Source organism: Bacillus suaedaesalsae, assembly GCF_016890225.1.
Classification (GTDB): Bacteria; Bacillota; Bacilli; order Bacillales; family SA4; genus Bacillus_BS; species Bacillus_BS suaedaesalsae.
Map to the genome: position 1 here is coordinate 99,974 of NZ_JAFELM010000019.1, position 25,004 is coordinate 124,977.

The window sequence follows — 25,004 nt, forward strand, 5'->3', positions numbered from 1 at the left end:
ATATTCCTTCAATAAAATCATTTATTAACTGTCATTTTGTCATTTCCCCACAATTCACAGCACATTTTCCTCTCAAATTCTTTCACACGAATTCAACTCCATCATATTCTGTATTACATCTCTTATAGACGATTTACCTATGAAGCAGATGAATATATAGATGGAGGGAAAAATATGATCGTAGAATTAACCGCACTCCATTGGATCTATGTTGTGTTCATCGCTCTAATTATTGGTTTTATGGTAATGAGAAGGGATACAACGTTGGTCTGTATCATCGGAATTTTTATATTAGCTTTTACTGCAACAGGATCACTTACTGAATCTGTTAGTGGTATTTTTAATAGTTTTATTTTTGCCATTACAGAGTTGTTAGCAACCATCTTAGTCATCTCAATAATCGTGGCAATGAGTAAAGCTTTGACAAAAACAGGTATCAACGATGTCATGATCTCCCCTTTCACAAAGCTTATTCGTAATCCGACTTTAGCTTACTGGACGATAGGTATACTCATGATGGTAATTTCTTTTTTCTTCTGGCCATCACCAGCAGTTGCCCTTCTTGGAGCTGTTTTATTGCCAGTAGCAGTTCGAGTTGGATTGCCAGCGCTTGCTGTCGCTATGGCCATGAACTTATTCGGACATGGAATTGCACTATCCGGTGACTTTGTCATCCAAGCTGCGCCAAAACTAACAGCAGATGCTGCTGGACTTAGAGTAAGCGAGGTTGTGAGCGCAAGTATTCCATTAGTAATTGTCATGGGTGTTGTTACAACCGTTACAGCCTTTTATTTAATTAAACGCGATATGAAAAACGGAAAGCTTACAGCAAATACTGGGGTTACTGTGGCCAACAATGAATTTATTCAGGAAGAGGAAATCGATAGAAGTTTACTTTCATTAGGGGCCAAAAGATTTATTTCACTTTTAATCCCCATATTATTTATATTAGATTTAGTTGCAATGGTCGTATTTAAGCTTCAAGGTGGCGATGCAACAGCTCTAATTGGAGGAACTTCGATTTTCATTTTAATTGTTATTGCTCTCTTAGCCCATAAAAATAAAGGTCTCGAAAAAACAACAAATTATTTAATTGAAGGATTCCAATTTGGTTTCAAAGTTTTTGGTGCCGTTATTCCGATTGCAGCCTTCTTCTATTTAGGTGATGGAGCATTTATTAAAATTATAGGCGAACACCTCCCTGCTACTTCACAAGGAATAGTAAACGATCTTGGTGTTGGGTTGGCATCTGTCGTTCCGCTAAATGCACAAGTTGGTGCTATTACATTAACAGGTGTTGGTGCTATCACTGGTTTAGATGGATCCGGTTTTTCTGGTATTTCATTAGCTGGATCTATCGCTCAACTTTTCTCTACAGCTATCGGTGCCGGAGCAGCAACTCTAACAGCGCTTGGCCAAATTGCAGGTATTTGGGTTGGTGGCGGAACATTAGTACCGTGGGCTCTTATCCCTGCTGCAGCTATCTGTGGAGTTGATCCGTTTGAGCTTGCTAGACGAAATTTACTACCAGTTACGATTGGATTAGTTGTGACAACGATTGTGGCGATGTTTTTGATATAACAATAATACAGCGAATGGACCGTTTTAGGTTCATTCGTTTTTTGTAGAACACGTTCTTTTTTCAACTAAGGCACCTATTAATTCAAGCAGAACAACAATAACTTCTAACAGTATCCAGTGGAATGGAATATAAAATGAAGATGAACAGAGATCTGCAACTTAACGCAGTCCTGGCGATATTAATCTAGTGACATTATTCCTCAATCATAAATCTTTGTCTGTAGCATAGTTTCACACTAATGTTTTTCAAGAAGCTCAAGTTCACTAACCATACAAGCTCTTTTCGCTGTTTTGATTTCAGACTAATGTCCAGTTTGAACCTTTTCAATCCATTCTTGTTCAATGATTTCCGTATGATAAATCGAAGTTAGCGTAAGTCCCTTATCCTATTCCACTTGCTTCCTCTTCCATTGTTAAATTCAACTCCACTTAGTTTATTTAAACCCATCGAATCATTCTTCTTCATAATTTAGTTATTAATACAAGGAGAGAAGTAAATACAATCATAATCTGTAAAAGACCAATAGAAAGGAAGGTTATTCTATGGGAATTTGACCATGTAAATGTTGTAAAAAAAGTAAATGTATTTGTTCTCCTGGACCTAGGGGACCAAAAGGAGAAACTGGCGATCAAGGGCCTATCGGACCTCAGGGACCTGTTGGACCTCAAGGAGAAACTGGTCCACAAGGGCCAGCGGGAGGAGTATCAGCCTTTGCAGATTTTTATGCATTAATGCCACCTAATAATTCTGCAACAGTTGCTCCCGGTACAGATGTAGATTTTCCGCAGGATGGACCTATTAGTGACAATGGTTTGATATCCCGTACTGGTCCCGATGCTTTCGAATTAGCAGAAATTGGAGTGTACCAGGTATTGTTTCAAGTGAGTGTCACCGAAGCAGGACAACTTGTTTTAACTCTCAATGGCATTGAACAACCTTATACGGTTGTCGGACGTGCAACCGGTACATCTCAAATCGTAGGAATGGCTCTTGTTCAAACTACCGAAATCAATACCATACTCACTGTCCGAAATCCTGCTGATAATGCTACAGCACTTACAATTACTCCTCTCGCTGGAGGAAATGAGCCAGTTTCAGCACACCTTGTTATTACGAGACTACAATAATCATCGACTCTAAACAAAATGCTTTTCAATTACACATGCCTCATGTTACAAGTGTTCGACAAAAAGGCAATTCGAATGGAATCATTCGAATTGCCTTTTTGGTTTTTTGTGCAGTTTCAAACTTCTACAGGAACAGTGGGACAGGTGACAATTTGAATTTCTAAGTATTAGTTGAGACTCATGCCAGGCGGTAAACGGCGAAGAGGCACAGCGCCCCCCCGGATAGCGAATGCCATCGAGCGGAAATCACCTAGTTTAACAGAAAGATTAATAAATAGGAAAAAACACATTTAAAGTGACTGTCTTATTTCTTAACTCTCATATCATCTTCTTAATTAATTCACGGTTTCTTTGTTTAAACACTTCATTATGAGAAGACACCATCGCAACTTCATTAGCTCCTGGTTCAATGAACTGTTTCGCCTTATTAACTGCATTTGCTGCATCTTGGAATGTGCCGGCAATTAAGTTTAATTTCCCATCATACTTAATGATATCTCCAGCCGCATACAGTCCTTTTACAGATGACTCACTAAATGAATTACCCTCGATATAAAATCCGTCCATAAGGTTGATGTCTATCATACTATTGTTTAAAAGCGTGGAGTCTTGTTCAAAGCCATGGTTAATTACTACATCATCTACATTTATATATTGTATTTCACCTGTTTGTTGATTCGTGATTTCTACTTGGTCGATCGTCTCATGATTACTACCTGCAATCAGCTTTGTAATTGTTGTGTTAAGCATACACCGTGCGGAGCTATTTAGTAATTGAGTTATTTGTGCTTCGTGACCTGAAAAAGTCGGTTTACGATGTGTAACATAAACTTCTTTAGCGATTGGAACTAATTCATTCGCCCAGTCAATTGCCGTATTTCCACCACCAGAAATAATAACTGTTCGGTCTTTAAAGTACTTTAGTGACTTAACTGTGTAGTGAAGATTCGATACTTCAAATCGCTCCGCCCCTTCAATATGTAATTTTTGAGGCTTCAATATTCCACTGCCTACCGCAACTATAATTGTTTTTGAGAAGTGCTCCTGCCCCGCTGCTGTTCGTAACCAAAATAAGCCTTCATCATCCTTTGAAATACTTGTCACTCTTTCATTTAGAACAACTGTTGGATTAAACGTTAGTCCTTGTTGAGTAAGCTGTTTAATAAGATCTGCACCCGAAATCGGTGTTTGTCCTCCAACATCCCATATCATCTTTTCAGGATATATGTGAATCTTTCCACCTAATTGAGGCTGAAATTCAATAATTTTTGTTTTCAATTCTCTTAGTCCACTATAAAAAGCAGAATAAAGTCCCGCTGGACCCCCACCAATTATTGTTACATCGAAGATTTCTTTATCCGTCATCGCCTTCACCTCAAAAAGTAATAGTATTAAACATATTTACACAGACTAACAATACTAAATAAACCATTGACAATGATTATCAATTACAATTATAGTTACATTGTACAGTAACTGATAATGATTTTCAATATCGGTTATATTTTCCATTTGGAGGCTATAAAAAAATATGGTGCGCCTTATTACAGAAGATTTAAACATCAGCTATGGAGATCGTCTAATTGTAAAGAATTTAACGATTGAAATACCAGAAAAAAAAATTACAACGATTATTGGCTCTAATGGTTGTGGAAAATCAACTCTATTAAAAGCCATGACTCGAATTATTTCACAGCAATCTGGCTCTATAATCTTAGATGGAGTAAATATCTCAAAGCACAGTACAAAAGAACTTGCTAAAAAAATGGCCATCCTCCCACAAAGCCAAGAAAGTGCAAATGGCTTAACGGTTGGTGAACTAGTATCCTATGGACGTTTTCCTTATCAAAAGGGGTTTGGTAGGTTAACAAGTAAAGACCTTGATGCGATTAATTGGGCTTTAGATGTTACTGGAACAGCCTTCTTTAAACATCATCCAATTGATGCACTTTCTGGTGGTCAAAGGCAACGTGTTTGGATTGCTATGGCACTAGCGCAAGAAACACCTATGATATTTCTTGATGAACCAACCACATACCTGGACATGGCACATCAATTAGAGATATTAGAGTTATTAAAAAAATTAAATGCAGAGCAAGAGAGAACAATCATCATGGTACTTCATGACCTAAATCAAGCTGCTCGTTTTGCAGATTACATTATTGCAATGAAATACGGACAAATTGTAAAAGCAGGTTGTCCGGAGGAAGTCATTACAAATGATGTACTTAAGGAAGTCTTTCAAATTGATGCTATCATTGGCAAGGACCCAACAACAAACAAGCCAATGTGTGTAACATATAATCTACTAAAAGGAGATCAAGAAAATGAAAAAATTAATAATGCCCCTACTACTACTTTTGTTACTACTTAGTCTTACAGCTTGTGGTAATAATAAAGAAGAAGCAACAGATACAAAAGTCGAAAACGAAACAGTAGAAACTACTGGCACGATTACATATCAATCAGAAAATGGTCCAGTTGAAGTTCCTGCTAACCCTAAGCGTGTAGTTGTTCTTTCAACATATGCTGGTAATGTACTGTCATTAGATGTTCCACTTGTGGGTGTTGATGCATGGTCAAAAATGAATCCTCGTTACGAGCTTGAAGGCGTTGAGGAAGTAACTGATGAAAACTTAGAGAAAATCATTGAACTTGAGCCAGATTTAATTATTGGTCTTTCAACATTGAAAAATGTAGATAAACTTGAGGAACTTGCTCCAGTTGTCACATTTACTTATGGAAAACTAGATTATTTAACTCAGCATTTAGAAATTGCGAAGCTTTTAAACAAGGAAAAAGAAGCTCAAAGCTGGATCGATGATTTTAAGAAACGTGCTCAAGAATCTGGTGAAGAAATAAAAGCTAAGATCGGTGAAGATGCTACAGTGTCTGTTATCGAAAACTTTAACAAAGAGCTTTATGTATTCGGTGATAACTGGGCTCGTGGGACTGAAATTTTATATCAAGAAATGAAGCTAAACATGCCTGAAAAGGTAAAAGAAACAGCTTTAGAGCCTGGATATTACACATTATCCTTAGAAGTACTTCCTGAATTCGCAGGTGACTACTTGATCGTAAGTAAAGCTGAAGAAACAGAAACATCATTCATGGAATCTGAAACTTATAAAAACATTCCAGCTGTAAAAAAAAACCAAGTGTTCGTTGCAAATTCAAAAGAATTCTACTTTAACGATCCGATTACACTAGAATATCAACTTGAGTTCTTCAGAGATTCATTTCTTGGGAACTAATTTTATAAAGAGGAGTTCTTATTTACTAAGAATTCCTCTTATTATTTAGGTTCTTTTCGTTATGTTTGTTGCTATTATTAATTTGTATCCTTAATAGGTCAATACATTGGAAATATTCATTTCCTTGTGAAAAGATTCCCCAAAACCTTAATCTATACGTGTTTCTTGACTTATTCGAATAACAACAATCTTTACGATAAACAGCCATCATTTTAAAAGGGAAAGATAAAATTATGCCATTTAACCACGTATCATTTAGTTTAAAGTTAATTCTTAGTTTAGTTATGTTGTTTATTGTTTTCTTTGTATCATTAGTATTTGGTGCAGCGGATACTGATGTAAAAGAAGTATGGCTTGCACTTACGACTACAGTAAAAACAGATACGATTGTTATGTTAAGAGAGATAAGACTTCCTAGAATAGTCGCAGCTGTACTTGTCGGTGCCGGTTTATCAGTAGCTGGAGCGATCATGCAAGGGATTACGAGAAATCCTTTGGCAGATCCTAGTATTTTAGGTTTAACAGCAGGAGCAAATGCTGCACTCGCTCTTACGATAGCTCTAATACCTTCAGCCAATTATTTTGCCATTATGATTGCTTGTTTTATAGGTGCGGGAATTGGTACTATTATTGTCATCGGTATTGGCTCAGCAAAAAAAGGAGGCTTTTCTCCTTTACGAATTGTCTTAGCTGGAGCTGCTGTTTCAGCATTTTTGTATGCCATTGCAGATGGGATTGGTCTTTACTTTAAAATCTCGAAGGATGTTTCCATGTGGAGTGCTGGAGGTATTATTGGAACAACGTGGAGTCAATTACAAGTCATTGCTCCTTTTGTCATTACTGGGATTATCATCTCCTTTGTTCTTTCAAGGCAACTGACGATTTTGAGCTTAGATGAAGAAGTTGCAATTAGTTTAGGTCAAAACATTACTAAAATCAAATTTGCCTTATTCGTTATTGTCATCATGTTGGCTGGAGCTTCTGTTGCTCTAGTTGGAAACTTGGCCTTCATTGGGCTAATGATACCACATATTGTACGTGCCATCGTTGGAACGGATTATAGATTTGTTCTTCCTATGTCTGCGGTTATAGGGGCTATATTTATGGTTTTTGCAGATACATTAGGTCGTAACTTGAATGCACCTTTCGAAACCCCTGTACCTGCTATTGTTGCAATTATCGGATTGCCCTTCTTCCTATTCATTGTTCATAAAGGAGGGAAAGTGCTATCATGATCCATCCAAATATAGTTAAGAAACAGCGATTATTATTATTCAGTCTCTTTGTATTAATACTATTGACTACTGTCATCAGTATGGGGCTAGGATATTCGTCAGTATCTTATGACAGAATCATACCTACTTTACTCGGAGAAGGTACTTTTAAGGAAGAGTTCGTTATATTTACTGTGCGTTTACCAAGAATTATCATCACTCTTTTAGCTGGAATGGCCCTTGCCATATCCGGTGCCATATTACAAGGAATCACTAGAAATGATTTGGCAGACCCAGGTATCATTGGAATCAACGCAGGTACAGGAGTAGCCATTGCAGCTTTCTTCTTGTACTTCCCGATCGATGTAGGGTCCTTTGTTTATGCATTGCCCGCTGTAGGCTTTGTTGGAGCACTTCTCACTGCATGTTTTATATTTTTGTTTTCTAATAAGAAAGGCTTCGGCCTTCAACCAATTCGTTTAATCTTAATTGGTGTTGGATTTTCAATGGCACTTTCAGGAGCAATGGTCGTACTCATTTCATCTTCAGAACGTGAAAAAGTGGACTTTATTTCGAAGTGGTTAGCCGGAAATATATGGGGAACAGATTGGCCGTTTATCCTTGCACTATTGCCTTGGCTACTTTTATTAATCCCATTTACACTATATAATGCAAATAAATTGAACATCTTAAACTTAAGTGAACCAACTGCTATTGGGGTTGGGATATCCATTAATAAAGACAGATTTATATTATTATTAACAGCTGTTGCTTTAGCTGCTGCTGCTGTATCCGTAACTGGTGGAATTGCATTTGTTGGACTGATGGCACCTCATATTGCGAAGACATTAGTTGGACCTAGAAACCAGCTATTCCTACCGATTGCTACCCTCATAGGTGGATGGTTGTTATTATTCGCGGATACAATTGGAAGAAATTTGGTCGAGCCGGAAGGAATTGCAGCTGGAATTATGACTGCGTTAATAGGTGCACCTTACTTTATTTTCCTTTTATTGAAAAAGGGATAATTTAAACATAAAAGCGAATGTCCATATAAGGTACATTCGCTTTTATGTAAATTTTTGTCCTCTCCAGCCTTTTCCCACTTTTCCACTTCTTCACGGACAATTGGAGCTACTTCTTTTCCTAACAATTCTATTGTTTTCATTACATCTTCATGAGGCATGGAACCTACTGGTACGTGTAGCATGAATCGTGTGACGCCAACATTTTTACGAAGGTGAATAATTTTTTCTGCGACAACACGTGAATCACCTACATATAAGGCACCTTCAAAGCTTCGTGCTGCATCAAAACTAGCTCGATCGTAATGACCCCAGCCTCTTTCCTTCCCTAACTTATTCATTACTTGCTGAGTAGATGGGAAAAATTTATCTGCTGCAAGTGTGGTTGTTTCAGCAATAAATCCGTGTGAATGTGACGCTACAGGCAGCTTTTCTGAATCATGTCCAGCGTGTGCGGCTGCATTTTTATATAGCTGAACGAGTGGTGCAAATTGAGTTGGACGTCCACCTATTATTGCTAACACTAATGGAAGCCCAAGTAATCCAGCACGTACTACAGATTCAGAGTTTCCACCACTCCCGATCCAAACGGGTAACGGCTCTTGAACTGGTCTTGGATAAATTCCTCTCTCTTTGATTTCTGGACGGAATTTTCCTTTCCATGATACTTTTTCTGACTGTGTAATTTTTAATAATAAATCTAACTTTTCTTCAAACAATTCATCATAATCTTTTAAATCATAGCCAAACAACGGAAATGATTCAATGAAAGAGCCTCTTCCTGCCATTATTTCAGCACGTCCATTGGAAATTCCATCTAAAGTTGCAAAATCTTGATAGACCCTAACCGGATCTGCAGATGATAATACCGTTACTGCACTTGTTAAGCGAATATGCTTTGTTTGAGGTGCTGCCGCTGCTAAAATAACCGCTGGTGAAGAAGCAGCAAAATCCACGCGATGATGCTCACCGACACCGAATACATTTAACCCAACTTGATCGGCTAATATAATTTCCTCTACCACTTCGCGAATACGCTGGGCATGGCTAACAACCTTTCCAGTATGTACATCTGGTGTTGTTTCAACAAAGGTACTAATCCCTATTTCCAAACCTTCTCCTCCTTAGATGAACTAATTTTCTTTATCTTACTAAATTGATGTACGGAAAATCCAATTATGTGATTCTACTAAAAAAAGCACCCAAAAATTATCGGTGCCATTACATCGGTATATTCTTTTGACTTCTTATTGATGAGATAATGTTTGTTACAACCGTATATAGAAAGATCCATATTGTTACATATGTAAACGCGATTGCAAAACCCGCTATTACATCTGAAATATAATGTGCTCGTAACAATACTCTACTCATTCCCATAATGAATATATACATTCCTAAAACATATAAAGCAACCGTTTTAGAGGTTGATTGTTTCATATACTTCCAGACAAAATAAATGATAATTCCATAGAAAGCCATTGAAACTGTAGCATGTCCGCTTGGAAAGCTATAACCAATCGCATCAATAGAAGGTTCGAGAATTGGTCGTTCTCTTTCGTACACATCCTTTAACACCTTATATAGCTGATCGCTTCCAATTAATACACCCACTACTGTCAAAAGACCTATGTAATCTCTTGTTTTCCACCACATGAGGATAAGTGTAAAAATAGCAATCCCAATAACAACTGGCTTAGAACCTAAATTAGTAAAAAAAGAGATAAATTCATACATTCCTCCAGTAATATAGTGTTCAGCTAAGCTACTGACCTTTACATCAAATGCGAGGCTCTTCTCAGTTTGCATTAAATAGGCTAATACTAAAAAGAGTATCAACGTACCTAACGCAATGAATGGCATGACAAATAACTTATTTCTAGTAGCAGTTGTTGTTTTAGGTTGTATCTGCATATAGGTCCTCCTTTATTTCTACTTATTTAATAGTATCTAACTAAAATAGATTTGCCTATTGTTTTATATGATATTACTAAACTCCTTAAGCTAACTTCCCATATATTTTTCGATGATGACCTCATTTTTACTTAAACGTGCTATAATCAACATAGATTTCTAAAAATTCAGATTGTATAAGGAGGCTACTTATGCTGGATCAAATTTATACGGCACTTGAAGAGAGATACCCTAAGATGGTGGAGATTAGACGTCACCTGCATATGCATCCTGAATTATCGTTTCAAGAAGTACAAACAGCAAGATATATTGCAAATTTTTATAAGAATTTAGGAGTTGAAGTTAGAACTGAAGTTGGAGGTAATGGAGTCGTAGCTACGATTAAAGGAAGCAAACCGGGTCCAACTGTTGCACTCCGAGCCGACTTTGATGCCTTACCGATTGATGATGAAAAAGATGTACCTTATAAATCCAAGGTGCCTGGTGTCATGCATGCTTGTGGACATGACGGCCATACTGCAACACTTCTCGTGTTAGGTGAAGTGCTTCATGAACTAAAAAATGAATTAAACGGAAATTTTGTACTTATTCATCAGCATGCGGAAGAATATGCGCCTGGTGGAGCAGCCTCGATGATTAAGGACGGCTGTTTAGATGGGGTTGATGTGATATTTGGTACACATTTATGGGCTACTGAGCCTACTGGTTCAATTCAATATCGAACAGGTCCAGTTATGGCAGCTGCAGACCGCTTCGAAGTGACAATCAAAGGATCAGGTGGACACGGGGCACAGCCACATAAAACAAAAGATTCTGTCGTCATTGCTTCCCAGTTTATTATGAATCTCCAACAAATCGTGAGTCGCCGAGTAAATCCAATTGATTCAGCTGTTATTTCTGTCGGAAACTTTGAAGCGAAGAATGCATTCAACGTTATTGCAGACTCTGCAAAACTAATCGGTACTGTACGTACGTTCAATGAGAATGTTCGAGATCAAATTGAAAACGAAATTGAAAAAGTATTAAAGGGAACTTGTATAACGGCAGACGCAGAATATGAATATCTTTATGACCGTGGGTATCCAGCTGTCGTAAATCATAAAGACGAAACAGAGCTGCTTGTTAAAATCGCAAAGGAAATTCCAGGAGTTACATCTATTGAAGAAACTGAGCCACAGATGGGCGGGGAAGATTTTGCCTATTACCTTCAACATGTAAAGGGAACATTCTTCTTCACTGGGGCCAAAGCAGATCATGTAACTAAGCCATACCCTCATCATCATCCTAGATTCGACTTCGATGAAAACGCAATGCTAGTCGCAGCAAAAGCTTTAACACGTGTTGCATTTGCTTACCAGCAAGAACATGCTGCTTTAGAAAGTGTGAAATAATAAATGAACTCTATGCACCGTAATAGCGGTGCTTTTTTTGTTTGAGGCATCACGTTCATTGATTAAAGTAGTCAACATCATTCTTTAAAAAATTGTAAATAGTTTATTTATTTACCATTATTTTCATATAAGCATAGGATATGGTGTATTTTGAAATAAAAGGAGATGAATTTTGTTGAATCACTATGTGTATCAAAGATCGATGAATCCTTATCAATATGGTCAAATGCCAAGCACTTATCAGTCTCAGCAACAATATCCTATGAATCAAAACCACCAGTTAAAGCAGTTTACCTTGTCAGCAGTAGAACCTGTTGTACAATATGGTCTAAATGAAGCCCAAACGACTTCACTACCACATGCTATGAGAGAAGTGGCAGCAATTAGTTACTTAATGGGGCAAGGGTACAATGCTCAAGTTGCAAGACAGGTTGTAGAATCTTGGGAAGTAAATGAAATGTTTTATCGTTAATTCATTTGCCAACTTTTTTTGGGCTTCAATCTTAATATCGTACACCTTGTAATTACCATTCCCTAATTTAAATACCTATCAAAGTAGCCCCTACATTGATAGGTATTTGGATTTTATTGATTTAATAATCGTAACCGAAAGCATTGAATGGCTGTCTCTCCTAATAGATCTAGGAGGTGATAATTGGCATAAGCCCCTACAACTGCACCGATTCCGGGAACAAGCTGAAGCATTTTGACTAAATCAATATGATCCCGATAATCCTGCTGCCACTTTTGCCAGTCAATGCTCACGTTTTCACGCTCCTGCCAGCCTTCAATTCTTCCTAGGATATTCTCACGTTCGGCTTCACTTGAAAAAGCTAATTGAAAAATCGTTAGTAAAAATACCCGTTCTTCCTTAGATTTTGTATCTAAGCCATGGATAGCACCGATTTCAAATAAGAACTTCATTTTTATTGCGAGCAACAGTGGGAAATCTGCTATTCCAAGGATTAAACCTCCAGCCCCAGTTCCAGCTCCTTCTAGGGCAGCCATCTTTTTATATGATTTTAGCTTTTCTTGAATGAGTAATTCCTTTTCTTGAAATGATCGTTCATCATGATAATTCGATTTCGGTAAATACTCAGAGCTTGTCATTGTAAGTTCTACCATTTGCTTGATGCTCTGCGTGATTACCTCATGAGCCTTTTGCGGAATAAGCTTTTGCACCTTCGTTTGTGTGCTTTTTGACATTCGAGCAAACATACTCGGCTTTCTTATTAACTTTCTCTTCCACGCTAACGCTTCTTGCCACTTTTCCATCTCATAATTCATCTTTATTGTTCCCTTTTTATAAGCCTTTTCTTTAAATATGATTCAACGAAAACAAAACTAAATAGAATTGATATAACAAGTCCATATAGTCCCATCAAAATACCGTCATTCAAAATGAGTAAAGCGGATAAAATCATGCCTTTCACTATCATTAATTTCAATAACAAACTTAAAAATGCCTTCAAACGCTGGTCGTCAGAAACAGGATACAAGTTGATCCAAAGCTTCTGATCATGCTCTTTATAAAGAGCCATAAGCTGCAAGCCAGATAAATAAATGAAAAACGGAATAATGACTAGACCTGCATAGGGAAATTCCACTCCAATAACTAAAAACCCAGCAATAAAGATGAGTCGAACATATAAACCAAGATATTCTCCAGATCTTATAAAAGTTTTAGTATATAGAAATATAAATACCTTCTCTTTTTGGAATGGAATAGAACTTGTCAGGAAGTTTAGCCATCTTCTCGGTTTTACTTCATTTCTCAAATGTGGAACATCTATAAATAAGTTTGCAATTCGATAAAAACGATTGCTTAACTTTACTTCTTCCTTTATTAATACTTCCCACTTCAACATATGCTTATTTTTTGTGATGTAATAAAAAGCACCAAGCCAAAGTATTGAAATAATTATTAATATAAGAAGGTATGAAAATGGAGCATCTCCAAACAGTAGAACTAAAAATGATACATTAAACACCAATCGAATAACCTTGTCCACTATTCTTGCTGAGTCCTCGATAAAATAAAACATTTTTTGAGAAAGCAACAAATTCCATCCCTTAACTAGCAATAGAATGAGAACCAAAACTAAATAATCAGTTCCTTCCCTTGCTGTAAAACGCTCATACATTGGGATGAATGGTAAAAAGGCGATGAATATCATGATTCCATGTACAATAAAACTATAATTAAACCCTCTTTGAAAAAACGCACCCATCTTGTGTTCCACTGGAAGTAAAAAAACTAAATCAGGTTCTTTAAGAAACGTTCGGACAGATGACATTGTTAGAATTAATCCTAAGAAAATCCCCATAATCCATTCAAATGGGAATCCATCTGGAAGCTGAGAGAGCCACTGTTTGTAATATAAAGCACCTGCACTCAGTGCAATTAGTAGAACAATCATTAAATGATCGTTGAACATATAACGAATATAGCGACTCATTTCCTTTATAAATTCTGAAAATCGTTTATTCCATATGTCCTTTATTTTCATGCCTTTACTTCCTTCGTTAACGCAATATAAATGTCATCTAACGTACTACCAGGCATTTGGAACTGTGACTGAAGATCTGACAATGTCCCTTTTGCACGCACTTTCCCTTCATGCAGGATAACGAACGAATCACAATATCTTTCTGCAGTTGACAAGATATGAGTAGACATTAAGATGCCTGCTCCCTCTTGCTTTTTAGTTTGTAATAGCTGTAATAACGATTGGATTCCAAGTGGATCTAACCCAACAAACGGTTCATCAATGATATACAAATTCGGCTGAACTAAAAATGCGCACATGATCATGACCTTTTGCTTCATACCTTTTGAAAAGTGTGCAGGATACCATTTTAGCCGCTTTTCCATATGAAATTCGTTAAGTAAAAAGTTAATTCTTTCTTCATACTCCTTATCCGTTAAGGAATATGCCATAGCAGTCAAACGCAAATGCTCTTCTAACGTCAATTCCTCATATAGGATTGGTGTTTCTGGTATAAATGAAAATTGTGATTTATATTGTTCTTTATTTTCACGTAATGTTGTTCCATTAATTGAAATCGAACCTTCTTTTTGATCCATGATTCCGATAATATGCTTAATTGTTGTACTTTTCCCCGCTCCATTTAATCCAATTAAACCGACAAGTTCGCCAGCATTAACGGAAAAAGATAAATCATGTAAAACGGATTGCTTCGTATATCCACCTGTTAAATTTTGTATATCTAATAACGGTCTCATAATCCCCATCCTTCACATTCGTTGTTTATATATATTCAGGTAACAGCAGAACTTGTACACTTTCATCTTAACAAAATTTTCCCATAAAGGTAAAAATACTCTTTAAAAAAATTTTCATAACCGATAAATATTTCACCCTCAGATGGACATCATAATATTTGAAGAGGAGATAAGAAAGAGTCAATCGTTCCTGTTAAGACCTTGTGAAGATTTGAAAAAATTGCAAATGAGGTGTTTGTCGCAGGATTTGATCGATTTAACTCATAGCCTTCATGATATACATTGAGGGGATGGTAAGCTTGGGAACAGATCTAGTATCTCGTGAATAGGTATTACCATTAAATAAATGAGGTGTTTATCAAAGATAACTTCGGTATAGCTTTATAATTGGTTAAACAATTCATGTTAAATGAGGTGTTTACGGTAGACCATGATAGCATTTTTATAAATGTTTGGTTTACATTAAAAAGCGAATGAGGTGTCTACGAAAAATAACCACCATTAATTTCAGTTTCTTACTCCTCTTCAACCGAGCAGGATGCAGCTTTACGCTGTATCCTGTTTTTGTTTTTTGTCTCAGCAATAAACATCTTGCCTATACATATGCAAGAGTATATCCAATTTTTACGAAAAGAGCCCTTTTGTTTAATCTTCTCATGTAAAGGTTACAATTGTAAAAGTAGCATTTCGTCCATTACAATGGAAATATATGCATAAAGAGAAAGGATGAATAGTGTTGAGCGATTGTATTTTTTGTAAAATCATTCAAGGTGAAATTCCATGTGCAAAAGTGTATGAAAATGAGCACGTACTAGCATTTTTAGACATTAGCCAAGTATCTAAAGGACATACACTTGTCATACCAAAAACACATAAGGAAAATGTTTTTGAGTTGACACCAGAGATTGCACAAGAGATTTTCAAGGTTGTCCCTAAGATTTCTAACTCGATTAAAAAGGAATTTTCTCCAGTCGGACTAAATTTACTTAACAATAATGGAGAACATGCAGGACAATCTGTATTCCATTTCCACCTACATATCATTCCAAGGTACGGAAAAGGTGATGGATTCGGTGCTGTGTGGAAATCACATGCTAACGACTATACTTCAGAACAATTGAAGGAAATTGCAACAACTATCTCTTCAAGTATTGAATGACTTGGCCACCAAGTCATTTTTTATTTTGTCTAATCTCTCTAATGGACAGGAGTGATTGAGATTCTTCCCAGTCAGGGTGATTAAATATTTTGGAGTGATCGTCTAGTTTGTATTTAACCGAATGACGGAAAGAAGAATCCCATCTCAATAGGTGTATGAATTCTTCTCTTGTTCCCTCATACCCACATATTTCTCGTAAAGTGTTTAGCATATCTGCTTGCCATACAGCAGTTAGTGGTGAATTTCCCGGTATGTCATTGAATCTGTAATATTGACCTTCAAGGAATAGTGCCTTGGGATAATAATAGGCATACGTTGTTTGTAGCTGCTCCTCAGTTGTCATTAATACTTTCCCACCATGATGAGCTCTTAGTTTATATCCACCTTCTGTACGATTCATTAACTCCACTTGTTCACGTGTTAATAAAGTAACCCATACCTCTGCCTCCGCACCGTCCACTGGTCCAATAATAGCAGGAAGAGAGCCATATGGAGCAAGAAATGCACCATAGATTACATCAGTATCTTTTATCGTAGCTCGAAAACATATATATAAATCTGAGACATTTTTATTAAGACTCGATTTATATACCAGCTGCGCTAAACAAACGTTTGAGCCATATGCGATAACCGGAATACGTTCCTCTATTGGTGTTTCATTCACTTTACTTAAAAAATCCCTTAAAGATTGCTTCTCACTACTATCTGTAACAAGTGATCCATACATGTGATTCGTTTCCGATATATGAATCATCGACTCTTCAATTGATGTGTGGTCTTCCTCCAGTTTGTGAGCAACTCCTTTATAAAATACGAATGAAGTTGCTGGTCTTGGACCTGGATAAATATCTGGATGATCGTAAGGACTAAGGTGAATCGGCTTATTAGAGCGGTACATTCGAACATCTCCCATACTCATGATTTCTTATTATCGTAACGCGGAATGATAATTTTTCCTATACCCTTTTCACTCTTGGAAAGAACTGATATAATGATAACAATCTTCGCAGTAGGCAATAGTGCACTACTGGGGGAAAAAGAGAGCAGATTAGAAGAGGAGAGATTAGTATGAACACAAGAGTTTTAGTAACACTATCTTTATTTGTAGGAATCGGGGCTGTATTGCATGTTGTCATTCCATCCTTTGGAATGAAGCCGGATATGACCTTAACGATGATGTTTTTAGGAATTTTGCTTTTCCCAAAGGCAAAATATGTTTTGCTGTTAGGATTAAGTACAGGGTTCATTTCAGCATTGACCACAACGTTTCCAAGTGGTCAAATTCCAAACATTATTGATAAACCGTTTACTGCTTTTTTATTTTTTGGCACATATTTAGTAGTTAGACGATTTTCTTCCAAGTTTACGACGAGTGCATTAACGTTTATTGGAACACTTGTTTCAGGAACCATTTTCTTAGGTTCTGCATTGTTTCTATTCGGCCTGCCAGAAGGTTTTGGCTTTATGGCATTATTTGTAGCTGTTGTTATTCCGTCAGCCATTGTTAATACCATTTTATTAACAGTACTATACCCAATAGTTTTAACGATTGGAAAACGCTCGAACTTAGTAACAACCACATAAAGGAATCCTAACCCCATTTCACTTAGAAATGGGGTTTTTTAATAGTATGATTTTTCACGAATCAGTCTACTAACACGAAGTTATACTAGTTAAAGGAATCTATTCGTCAAAGCATGGTTACGAAGTGAGCCTTAAATAAACAAATACAAGATAAATGAAAATACGATAAAAATAGTTCCAATCACTCCCATAGCCTTCGCTTTTTCACGAAGCACTCGAACTGGAGGGTATGCAGCATTTACTTTTGAAGAAAATAAAAATTTAATCATCTTCAAATAAAAAATGATACCAACTATTCCACAGATTAACACTAATCCTATCATCATCCATTCATCCCCCTATTTTCATAACTATGCTACATTACGCTTGCTTTATGAAAATTTCATGAAATTACATCAAGACATAAAGAAAGAAAGGAATTTGCACAAACTTGTCGAATAATTAATTTTATGACCGCTCGGCAATATTTCGGGGGACTATATGTATAAATATAGCAATGCTTCTAAACACTACTAAGAGAAGAACTATCTAAATTGGTAAAAAGTTTAATTGCTATAAATGCTGGTAAGGTAAAAGATCATTATAATATAGAGGTGAACAACTTTGAGTAAAGGAAATTCTTTTGTATTAGGTGTTGTAGTTGGTAGTGTAATCGGAAGTTTAACGATGCTACTGTCTACTCCAAAGTCCGGTTCAGAATTACGATCTGCAATAAAGGAAAACAGTCGTGACTTATCTGAAAAACTTGCCCACTTAAAACATGAAGCGAAAGACTTCTTATCCTTAATTGAAAAATCCACAAAGGAAGGCACACAAGTTGTAAGAGAATTTACTGAAGATGTGCAAAAAACAATCAACGAATGGAAAAAGGATATTGAGCCACATCAACTTAATATTCAACGTGAAATGAAGGAAATTGAAGAAACATTACAGCAATTAGAAGAGGCTGTAACTGCAAACCGCCATCAGATTACCGAATAACTGATGGTTTTCAAGTGTCTTTCTACTGAATTTTCATAATTCATTCTTTATTATTCACTAGATTATGTGCATAATAGAATTAATAGATTAGTAAACCCTTAAGAAGGTGACACAGATGAAAAATAACGAACAGTACTCTATGAAAGAGGCCCTTATTTATAGCCAACGAGTAGCACAATTAAGTAAAGCTCTTTGGAAATCCATTGAAAAAGACTGGCAGCACTGGATTAAACCTTATGATTTAAATATTAATGAACACCATATTTTATGGATTGCCTACCATTTGAATGGTGCATCTATATCAGAGATTGCTAAGTTTGGAGTTATGCATGTTTCAACAGCCTTCAACTTCTCTAAAAAACTAGAAGAACGGGATCTTCTTATATTCTCCAAAAAAGAAGATGACAAACGAAATACATACATTGAGTTAACAGAAAAAGGTGAACAAATTCTACTTAACTCAATGGAAAGCTATAAACCATCCACCTATTCAGTTTTTGGTGGATCGCTTCCAATCAAGGACTTATACGGTAAATTTCCAGACTTCCTTGATTTAATGAGCATTATTCGAAACATTTATGGCGAAGAGTTTATGACGATCTTTGAAAAGTCGATTGAAAATATCGATGGAGAATTTATCGAAGTAGATGGTAAACTTTACAAGCGTGTAGAATAATTACATTCGCTTAGGTTCATCCATCATCGCATTTTTCAGCGCATTCATAAGCGGAAGATATAGTTGCTCTTGTTCCATCGCAATAATAACTTCTAAGCATGATAATTTCGGATTTAAATATTGTTTAAAGATATGCAAAAGCGGAGAAAAGCTGATAAAGCCTTCCGCTTTTTGCTGTTTATATTCATGTGTTAAATTTTCGCATAACTGAAATAGCTCATTCACTTCATGTTCAGTTAGCTGTCTTACCATAATTAATTGATGAAATGGCCACTTAGCCTTCTCAACTAAATCAATCATTAACTTTTGATAATACTCAAGCCTTTCTAATCGTTGCTCAATTGATTCCATTCTTTCGTCTCCTTCTGTTTGAAAAAACTGAAAAAAAGAATATTTACATTCAACATTTTAAGTATTGACCTTTTTTACCAAACACAGTAAAGTAACTAAGTGAATTATAACTTACATGCTTTGAGGTGAATATCGCATGAATTGTTGGAAAACCATTAATCTATCAAAAGATTACGGATTCCATCGTTTATTTTTTCTTTCATTTTTAACATCCATTTTAGCGTTTATTTTTTTATTCCTTGTATGGAACATGATCTTTGAATCTAAACAGCTTGAAGACAACGGTTTAATTTATGTAGTAATTATTGCGATATTACTTATACCTGGTCATCAACTTATTCATCTTACATCATTATGGTTATTTCGTAAAAAAGTAAAACTGACTGTAAAGAAAAAAGGATTTTTTCCGTTTTTAACCGTGAAATATTGTGAGCTATTATCAAAACCTGTCGCTGTTTTAACAGTGTTAGCACCCTTATTCTCTGTATCAATATTGCTGCTATCACTTAGTTTACTATTTCCGCAATATATTCATTACTTCACCATACTAGCGGCAATTAATTTTGGAATATGTGTATCTGACATTATGTATAGCTATCATTTTATGAGGGCTCCTCGAAAATGCTTTCTTGAAGAAAACAAAGGCGGTTATGATATTTTGGTTATGAATACAGAAAAGGTTAGTTAGATAGAAGCAATGCGCTTCTATCTTTTTAAATTTAATTCAATCTTATCTTTTGACAAGTCAAATGTTTCCAGTGACAGTTGCATCCCTTTTTCAAGTTCAATCTCTTTTACATCCACAACAATTTCATGTTGATTCGGATGAATGGTGACCCACTCAGGCATATTAAATTGTTCGTCTAATAGTCCTAATACAATTTCACCAGGTAAATTGAGCATCCCTAGACTTACTTCTTTTTCCGTTAAGGTTAGTCCCTTATCTTGATTCACACTTGGTTCAAAGATCATTTGAAATGGTATTTCACGATTAAAAACAATTAATTTCCCATTTACATAAATGTAATCATCCACCATGACATCATAGTGTATGTTTTTGATTTTTTGTTCTCGTTTAGATAGCTCTTTATGTATCCAGCTATTAATTCCTGCTTTATTCGTGACTAATCTAAAGTATGGATTTTCTATAACTTCTACTTTGGTGGGGTTTTCACTTTCTGGTGGACTTAAGACCAAGTAGAGGAATGCTCCAAACATAACAGCTACTAACAGGATAATAGATCCTAACAAAATAAAAAATGCTTGTTTCCAATTACGATCGTTATTCACTGTCATGTCCCTCCACTTTCTGCATAAAGTTTAGAAAGAGTTGCTAGCACAAGCCTTCGGGCGATGGCAATTGGTAGTCTCTCCTATGTGTTTTAAAATGGTTGATTTGATTTCTTTCTAAGCAAAAAGACTTCTTCACGCTAATGGAATCCATCTCTAAATGACCGAAAATTTACTATCATCAAGCATTATATCCTTTTATTGTCCTTTACATATCTAATATTCTTATAAAATTTCATATTTCCATGTTCTTGTAATTATCTTATACTATAACAAGGAGGGGCTCAAACATGTTTATACTATATATTCCATTAGCTTTAATGATCCTGTATATGATCAATCGCATGACGAATGCATTATGTATCCAGAAAGAGATTCCCGAAGAACGACAACCAAAGGTTTTTCGCACAATCAACATCTTAATCACCATATTACTTGTTTCCTCATACATAGAGGTTTTATTTACATAGTTTAAATAATGAAGGCTAAAAGAGTTTGGAATATAAGCATCAGTATCAGCTTGATTTCGAACATATAAAAAGATGCGGTGAATTTACATTCACCGCATTTTTTTACTTATAACCAAGAAGCTCCGATGATAATTAACAAAATGAACAATACAACGATTAACGCAAAACCTGAACCGTAGCTGTGTGACATTTAGCCTTCCTCCTCTTGTTTTTAGTTTGGGATAGGGTGCTCGTTTGCTAGCTACCTATCCTTATCTCATTACAACCAAGCAGCACCAACAATAATTAAAAGAATAAACAACACAACAATTAACGCGAAACCAGAATTGTATCCGTGGCTCATATGAACACCTCCTTTAGCAAATAACTAACTTATACTATGCAACTATTCATTTAAACGAATAGGCGTCTATCTCCCTTTTGCTTTTATTTTTAATTAGTAACCTACATAAGCAGAACCAACAATAATTAGTAAAATGAACAGCACGACAATTAATGCAAATCCACCTTTGTATTCGTGACTCATTCAAATTACCTCCTTTTGACTTATTTTCGTCATTCTATAATATCTTCAGCCTAACGTCTTTCCTTTAGGCTTACTACATTGTATAGAGGACAAACTCCATTTGACTAAACGAATGTCCCGGTTTTTTATATTTTTATAAATAAATAGGCAATAGCCTAGTTATTTAGCAATCATTCTTTACAAACCGTCTTGTGCCATTTGAAGGATATCGGAGAATACAATGGTTTTTGGTATTACCTCATTTCAAATATATGGTATAGTAATGAATGTAGCTTTTTTGGACATGATAACACCAAAAGTTGGTTAATCTTATTACATATACCGTTCAAAAGGATCTACAAATTTTTTACATAATAGGAGTGTTAACTATGAAGAAAGTAGTACTTGCCCTATCCATTTCTGCAGGTGTATTAGCTCTTACAGGGTGCAATAATGATGCAGAAAGTGCTGACTCAGAAGTAATTGTTGAATCAACTGCTGGAGATATTACGAAAGAGCAATTATACGAAGCAATGAAGGATCGATATGGTGAGCAAGTTCTTCGTGAACTCGTATATAGCACTGTTTTAAGCGAAAAGTATGAAGTAACTGACGAAGAAGTTCAAAAAGAAGTTGACAACTTAAAGACCCAATATGGTGATCAATTCGATATGGTTCTTCAACAAAGTGGTTTTAAAACAGAAGAACAACTAAAAGAAACGATGAAAATCGGCTTATTACAAGAAAAAATGGCACTAAAAGATATAAAGATAACTGATAAAGAAATCGAAGAACACTATAGTACTCTTAAGCCTGAAATTAGAGCTTCACATATCCTAGTTGCGGATGAAGCAACAGCTAACGAAGTGAAGAAGCAGCTCGATGAAGGTGCAAAGTTCGAAGATTTAGCTAAAAAATATTCAACTGATCCTGGTTCAAAAGACAATGGTGGAGATTTAGATTTCTTTGGTAGTGGCGTAATGGTTCCAGAATTTGAAGAAGCTGCTTATGGACTTAAAGTTGGAGAAATTAGTGGTCCTGTTCAGTCAACTCACGGTTTCCATATCATTAAGTTAACTGACAAAAAAGAACTCAAACCTTTAGAGGAAATGAAGGAAGAAATTAAACTTGAGCTTGCGCGAAGCAAAGTGGACTTCAATCAAGTTGAGCCAATGGTTCTAGAGGAACTAAAAGAGGCAAAAGTAAAGGTAAAAGACAAAGATCTAGAAAAGATGTTTGAAGCGAAAGAAGTAGAAGCAGAAGAAAAGAAATAATATAAAAAGGGACTTACATTGCGTAAGTCCGTTCAGACTGTAAAAAAACTCGTATAATTTTTGAGTTTTCTACAGTCTTTTTCTTATTAACTAAGTGATTTCCGCTCCATGGCACTCGCTTTCCGCGGGGTGGGCGGTGAGCCTCCTGATATGAACGAAACTGTCAAGGCTCCCACTCTTCACCAGGTTTGGATTGTCTTTTGACCAACTCTAAGAAGAGAAGCTATTTACGGCTTCTTTTCTTGATTTTGTTAGTTAGCAAGCCATTCTGGCTAGAATAGCTCCTTCTTTAGCTTACTGACCACTTCTCACTTCTTTGTATGTCTGTCAAGTGGTCTCCTTGACTGTCATACAAAGAAGTGAGAGACTCCATTAAGCTATAGAAGGAATCTGTTCCTTTCTCCTTTTTTTGACTTGAATAGAAGTTAAGAACACGGCACGAAGGCAAAAATCTCTACTGCGGTTTACGCTCTGATATCCGTGGGTTTTCACATTTTATCTTTCCGTATAAAGGACTAATCCACTAACTCGGCACGTGCGTTAATCTATTTAGATATAGCACAGAGGAGGCCACGTGGGTTTTCCTTTCCGGTTTTTTTCTTTGCCTTCGAGCCCTGTTCTCAATCATCTATCTTTCTTCGTAAATTATTCGTGTGAAATTAAAGCCATACATAAAAAATGGATCAATAATACCTATATCACCGTAACATGACAACTTGTAAGATCAAAAACTAGCGTTTTTTACTTCTTCTACCTCTTGTGTAATAGCCCAAATAAAACCAGCTAATTCTCTGGCAACTGCAGTAATTGCTTTTCCACTTTCTTTTCCTCTTGATAATAATCGGTAATACTTTTTATGAAGTCGGTTTTGTGCTTTCCAGGATATCGCTTGAATAGTGGGGGACTGTCCATTTTGTCGTCTCATCAATTCTCCTTTAACTGACGGTTGATAACGATAACTCCATGCAGCTTCTACTAATAAGCGTCGTACATGACGATTCCCTGTTTTTGTGATGCTCCCTTGTATTCTTCTTTCACCACTTGAGTATTCACTTGGTATTAAACCAATATAGGCCATTAATTGTGTTGGTGATGAGAAACGTTTGAAAGAACCTATCTCCGCTACAAGACTAGTCGCAGTAATAAGAGCTACACCTCTTAGTGATTGTAAGGCTTGAATGGTTGGGGCGTGTACGCCCTCCGTTGCCTGAACTCTAATTTCTTCCTCTAGTCTTAAAATTCGTTGTTCTAGCTCTTTCAATTGATGATAATATTCTTGAAAGACCACACGTAGTTTGGAGCTTTCAAATTTTAATGCATCCAGCCATCTACGATATTTGACCGTCCATTTGTTCACACCTGACGGTGGCTTAATGTTATTACGAAGCAAAAATTTACTCAAACGGTGCCTTGCCCTAAGTTCATCTTCTTTTGCATCTTCACGACATCTTACAAGATCACGGAGAGCTTCATCCTCTTCGTTTGGAACATAGATGTTAGTTAATTCTCCTGCTCGATATAACTGAGCCAGTCGAATAGAGTCTCTACGATCTGTCTTAATACGTTCACCTGGTCTTTTAGGTATGAGAGATGGGGCTATCACATCACAATGAACACCTAGGGAAAGTAATAATCTATATAGTGGGTATCCAGTTGGACCGGCTTCATAACAGACTCGAAGAGTCTCGGTGTTTCCAAGTTTATTTATTAATTTCCTAACTGCTTCTGGTGTGTGAGGAATTACTCCCCAGTATCTCGGCTCTTCTCGCCCCTCATCCGCGATCGCAACTGCAATTTTTTCTTTTGATACGTCTAAACCTACATATTTTATGGTATCCTTCATAATAACTAGCTCCTTCCGTAATGTAGCTCTGATTTGGTTTGTTTTTACCAGTAAACATTCTAACCAAATTAACCTACGATGTTACGAGTAAGGAGCTAGTTTCGTTCATGATAACTC

At 36.2% G+C, this 25,004-nt stretch carries 27 protein-coding genes and 2 pseudogenes; 15 read left to right on the forward strand and 14 right to left on the reverse strand.

All coding sequences use genetic code 11. The features are described 5' to 3' along the window. Positions 1–174 precede the first annotated feature (174 nt). The gene (locus tag JR050_RS05815; RefSeq protein ID WP_204202569.1) at positions 175–1,581 is read left to right on the forward strand and encodes a hypothetical protein; all 1,407 of its coding nucleotides are present in this window, start codon (positions 175–177) and stop codon (positions 1,579–1,581) included. A 732-nt stretch (positions 1,582–2,313) separates the two neighbouring features. Next, the gene (locus JR050_RS05820) at positions 2,314–2,709 is read left to right on the forward strand and encodes a hypothetical protein (RefSeq protein ID WP_204202570.1); all 396 of its coding nucleotides are present in this window, start codon (positions 2,314–2,316) and stop codon (positions 2,707–2,709) included. A 318-nt stretch (positions 2,710–3,027) separates the two neighbouring features. Here the strand turns inward: JR050_RS05820 and JR050_RS05825 are convergent, their stop codons facing one another. After that, the gene (locus JR050_RS05825) at positions 3,028–4,074 is read right to left on the reverse strand and encodes an NAD(P)/FAD-dependent oxidoreductase (protein ID WP_204202571.1); all 1,047 of its coding nucleotides are present in this window, start codon (positions 4,072–4,074) and stop codon (positions 3,028–3,030) included. Positions 4,075–4,240: 166 nt separating this feature from the next. On the opposite strand from JR050_RS05825, the gene JR050_RS05830 reads away from it, so the two are divergent. From JR050_RS05830 to JR050_RS05845, 4 genes are all read left to right on the forward strand, one after another. Next, positions 4,241–5,083 (forward strand): ABC transporter ATP-binding protein, encoded by an 843-nt coding sequence (locus JR050_RS05830; RefSeq protein WP_204202572.1) that lies wholly within the window; start codon positions 4,241–4,243, stop codon positions 5,081–5,083. Beyond that, complete coding sequence (locus tag JR050_RS05835) at positions 5,037–5,963, forward strand: iron-hydroxamate ABC transporter substrate-binding protein (RefSeq protein WP_204202573.1); 927 nt, start codon at positions 5,037–5,039, stop codon at positions 5,961–5,963. The genes JR050_RS05830 and JR050_RS05835 overlap by 47 nt, the downstream gene beginning before the upstream one ends. A gap of 233 nt (positions 5,964–6,196) precedes the next feature. Further along, positions 6,197–7,198: a FecCD family ABC transporter permease gene (locus JR050_RS05840; RefSeq protein ID WP_204202574.1), complete on the forward strand. Its 1,002-nt coding sequence runs from the start codon at positions 6,197–6,199 to the stop codon at positions 7,196–7,198. Further along, on the forward strand, positions 7,195–8,205 hold the full coding sequence (locus tag JR050_RS05845) for a FecCD family ABC transporter permease (protein ID WP_204202575.1): 1,011 nt from the start codon (positions 7,195–7,197) through the stop codon (positions 8,203–8,205). Before JR050_RS05840 ends, JR050_RS05845 begins: the two co-directional genes overlap by 4 nt. A 71-nt stretch (positions 8,206–8,276) precedes the next feature. Here JR050_RS05845 and JR050_RS05850 read toward each other — a convergent pair. Both JR050_RS05850 and JR050_RS05855 read right to left on the reverse strand, forming a co-directional pair. Next, a pseudogene (locus tag JR050_RS05850) lies at positions 8,277–9,314 on the reverse strand (LLM class flavin-dependent oxidoreductase); the annotation flags it as partial. A 109-nt stretch (positions 9,315–9,423) separates the two neighbouring features. Further along, positions 9,424–10,116 carry a phosphatase PAP2 family protein gene (locus tag JR050_RS05855; RefSeq protein WP_204202577.1) on the reverse strand — a complete coding sequence of 231 codons (693 nt, stop codon included), beginning with the start codon at positions 10,114–10,116 and terminating at the stop codon, positions 9,424–9,426. Between the two features lie 191 nt (positions 10,117–10,307). On the opposite strand from JR050_RS05855, the gene JR050_RS05860 reads away from it, so the two are divergent. Together JR050_RS05860 and JR050_RS05865 are read left to right on the forward strand one after the other, a co-directional pair. Then, complete coding sequence (locus tag JR050_RS05860) at positions 10,308–11,507, forward strand: M20 family metallopeptidase (RefSeq protein ID WP_204202578.1); 1,200 nt, start codon at positions 10,308–10,310, stop codon at positions 11,505–11,507. A gap of 172 nt (positions 11,508–11,679) precedes the next feature. Beyond that, on the forward strand, positions 11,680–11,979 hold the full coding sequence (locus JR050_RS05865) for a hypothetical protein (RefSeq protein ID WP_239454120.1): 300 nt from the start codon (positions 11,680–11,682) through the stop codon (positions 11,977–11,979). A gap of 113 nt (positions 11,980–12,092) precedes the next feature. On the opposite strand, the gene JR050_RS05870 is transcribed toward JR050_RS05865, so the two are convergent. Genes JR050_RS05870 through JR050_RS05880 form a run of 3 tightly spaced genes read right to left on the reverse strand, consistent with a single transcriptional unit; the run spans position 12,093 to position 14,754 of the window. Then, positions 12,093–12,794 carry an EcsC family protein gene (locus JR050_RS05870; RefSeq protein WP_204202579.1) on the reverse strand — a complete coding sequence of 234 codons (702 nt, stop codon included), beginning with the start codon at positions 12,792–12,794 and terminating at the stop codon, positions 12,093–12,095. Positions 12,795–12,796: 2 nt separating this feature from the next. Beyond that, positions 12,797–14,017 (reverse strand): ABC transporter permease, encoded by a 1,221-nt coding sequence (locus JR050_RS05875; protein WP_204202580.1) that lies wholly within the window; start codon positions 14,015–14,017, stop codon positions 12,797–12,799. Further along, positions 14,014–14,754: an ABC transporter ATP-binding protein gene (locus JR050_RS05880; protein WP_204202581.1), complete on the reverse strand. Its 741-nt coding sequence runs from the start codon at positions 14,752–14,754 to the stop codon at positions 14,014–14,016. The genes JR050_RS05875 and JR050_RS05880 overlap by 4 nt, the downstream gene beginning before the upstream one ends. Positions 14,755–15,490: 736 nt before the next feature. Between JR050_RS05880 and JR050_RS05885 the strand changes: the two genes are divergently transcribed. Beyond that, complete coding sequence (locus JR050_RS05885) at positions 15,491–15,913, forward strand: HIT family protein (RefSeq protein ID WP_204202582.1); 423 nt, start codon at positions 15,491–15,493, stop codon at positions 15,911–15,913. Between the two features lie 13 nt (positions 15,914–15,926). On the opposite strand, the gene JR050_RS05890 is transcribed toward JR050_RS05885, so the two are convergent. After that, the gene (locus JR050_RS05890; protein ID WP_204202583.1) at positions 15,927–16,811 is read right to left on the reverse strand and encodes a hypothetical protein; all 885 of its coding nucleotides are present in this window, start codon (positions 16,809–16,811) and stop codon (positions 15,927–15,929) included. 170 nt (positions 16,812–16,981) lie between these two features. On the opposite strand from JR050_RS05890, the gene JR050_RS05895 reads away from it, so the two are divergent. Further along, positions 16,982–17,497 carry a tryptophan transporter gene (locus tag JR050_RS05895; protein ID WP_204202584.1) on the forward strand — a complete coding sequence of 172 codons (516 nt, stop codon included), beginning with the start codon at positions 16,982–16,984 and terminating at the stop codon, positions 17,495–17,497. Positions 17,498–17,628: 131 nt separating this feature from the next. On the opposite strand, the gene yhzF is transcribed toward JR050_RS05895, so the two are convergent. Then, entirely contained in the window at positions 17,629–17,823 is a 195-nt protein-coding gene (gene yhzF, locus JR050_RS05900; RefSeq protein WP_204202585.1) for a membrane protein YhzF, read from the reverse strand. Between the two features lie 277 nt (positions 17,824–18,100). On the opposite strand from yhzF, the gene JR050_RS05905 reads away from it, so the two are divergent. Together JR050_RS05905 and JR050_RS05910 are read left to right on the forward strand one after the other, a co-directional pair. Next, on the forward strand, positions 18,101–18,478 hold the full coding sequence (locus JR050_RS05905) for a YtxH domain-containing protein (protein ID WP_204202586.1): 378 nt from the start codon (positions 18,101–18,103) through the stop codon (positions 18,476–18,478). Positions 18,479–18,593: 115 nt separating this feature from the next. Then, entirely contained in the window at positions 18,594–19,154 is a 561-nt protein-coding gene (locus tag JR050_RS05910) for an HTH-type transcriptional regulator Hpr (protein WP_204202587.1), read from the forward strand. On the opposite strand, the gene JR050_RS05915 is transcribed toward JR050_RS05910, so the two are convergent. Continuing rightward, on the reverse strand, positions 19,155–19,505 hold the full coding sequence (locus JR050_RS05915) for a DUF1878 family protein (RefSeq protein ID WP_204202588.1): 351 nt from the start codon (positions 19,503–19,505) through the stop codon (positions 19,155–19,157). It abuts the gene before it with no gap. A gap of 136 nt (positions 19,506–19,641) precedes the next feature. Here JR050_RS05915 and JR050_RS05920 point away from each other — a divergent pair, with 136 nt between their 5' ends. Continuing rightward, entirely contained in the window at positions 19,642–20,193 is a 552-nt protein-coding gene (locus JR050_RS05920; RefSeq protein ID WP_204202589.1) for a DUF3267 domain-containing protein, read from the forward strand. Positions 20,194–20,210: 17 nt separating this feature from the next. Here JR050_RS05920 and JR050_RS05925 read toward each other — a convergent pair whose 3' ends face one another. Next, a complete protein-coding gene (locus tag JR050_RS05925; protein WP_204202590.1) occupies positions 20,211–20,795 on the reverse strand; it encodes a DUF2140 family protein in 585 nt (194 codons plus the stop codon). Positions 20,796–21,085: 290 nt separating this feature from the next. Here JR050_RS05925 and JR050_RS05930 point away from each other — a divergent pair, with 290 nt between their 5' ends. Then, entirely contained in the window at positions 21,086–21,265 is a 180-nt protein-coding gene (locus JR050_RS05930; RefSeq protein ID WP_204202591.1) for a hypothetical protein, read from the forward strand. Positions 21,266–21,371: 106 nt separating this feature from the next. Here the strand turns inward: JR050_RS05930 and JR050_RS05935 are convergent, their stop codons facing one another. The 3 genes and pseudogenes from JR050_RS05935 to JR050_RS05945 form a co-directional block, all read right to left on the reverse strand. Next, positions 21,372–21,455 (reverse strand): YjcZ family sporulation protein, encoded by an 84-nt coding sequence (locus tag JR050_RS05935; protein ID WP_149219830.1) that lies wholly within the window; start codon positions 21,453–21,455, stop codon positions 21,372–21,374. A 69-nt stretch (positions 21,456–21,524) separates the two neighbouring features. Beyond that, positions 21,525–21,599, reverse strand: a pseudogene (locus tag JR050_RS05940) (YjcZ family sporulation protein); the annotation flags it as partial. Between the two features lie 102 nt (positions 21,600–21,701). Next, entirely contained in the window at positions 21,702–21,791 is a 90-nt protein-coding gene (locus JR050_RS05945) for a YjcZ family sporulation protein (RefSeq protein ID WP_149219668.1), read from the reverse strand. 368 nt (positions 21,792–22,159) lie between these two features. Between JR050_RS05945 and JR050_RS05950 the strand changes: the two genes are divergently transcribed. Continuing rightward, entirely contained in the window at positions 22,160–23,044 is an 885-nt protein-coding gene (locus tag JR050_RS05950; RefSeq protein WP_204202592.1) for a peptidylprolyl isomerase, read from the forward strand. A gap of 724 nt (positions 23,045–23,768) precedes the next feature. On the opposite strand, the gene JR050_RS05955 is transcribed toward JR050_RS05950, so the two are convergent. Beyond that, positions 23,769–24,887 carry an IS110 family RNA-guided transposase gene (locus JR050_RS05955; RefSeq protein ID WP_204201818.1) on the reverse strand — a complete coding sequence of 373 codons (1,119 nt, stop codon included), beginning with the start codon at positions 24,885–24,887 and terminating at the stop codon, positions 23,769–23,771. Positions 24,888–25,004: the final 117 nt, after the last annotated feature.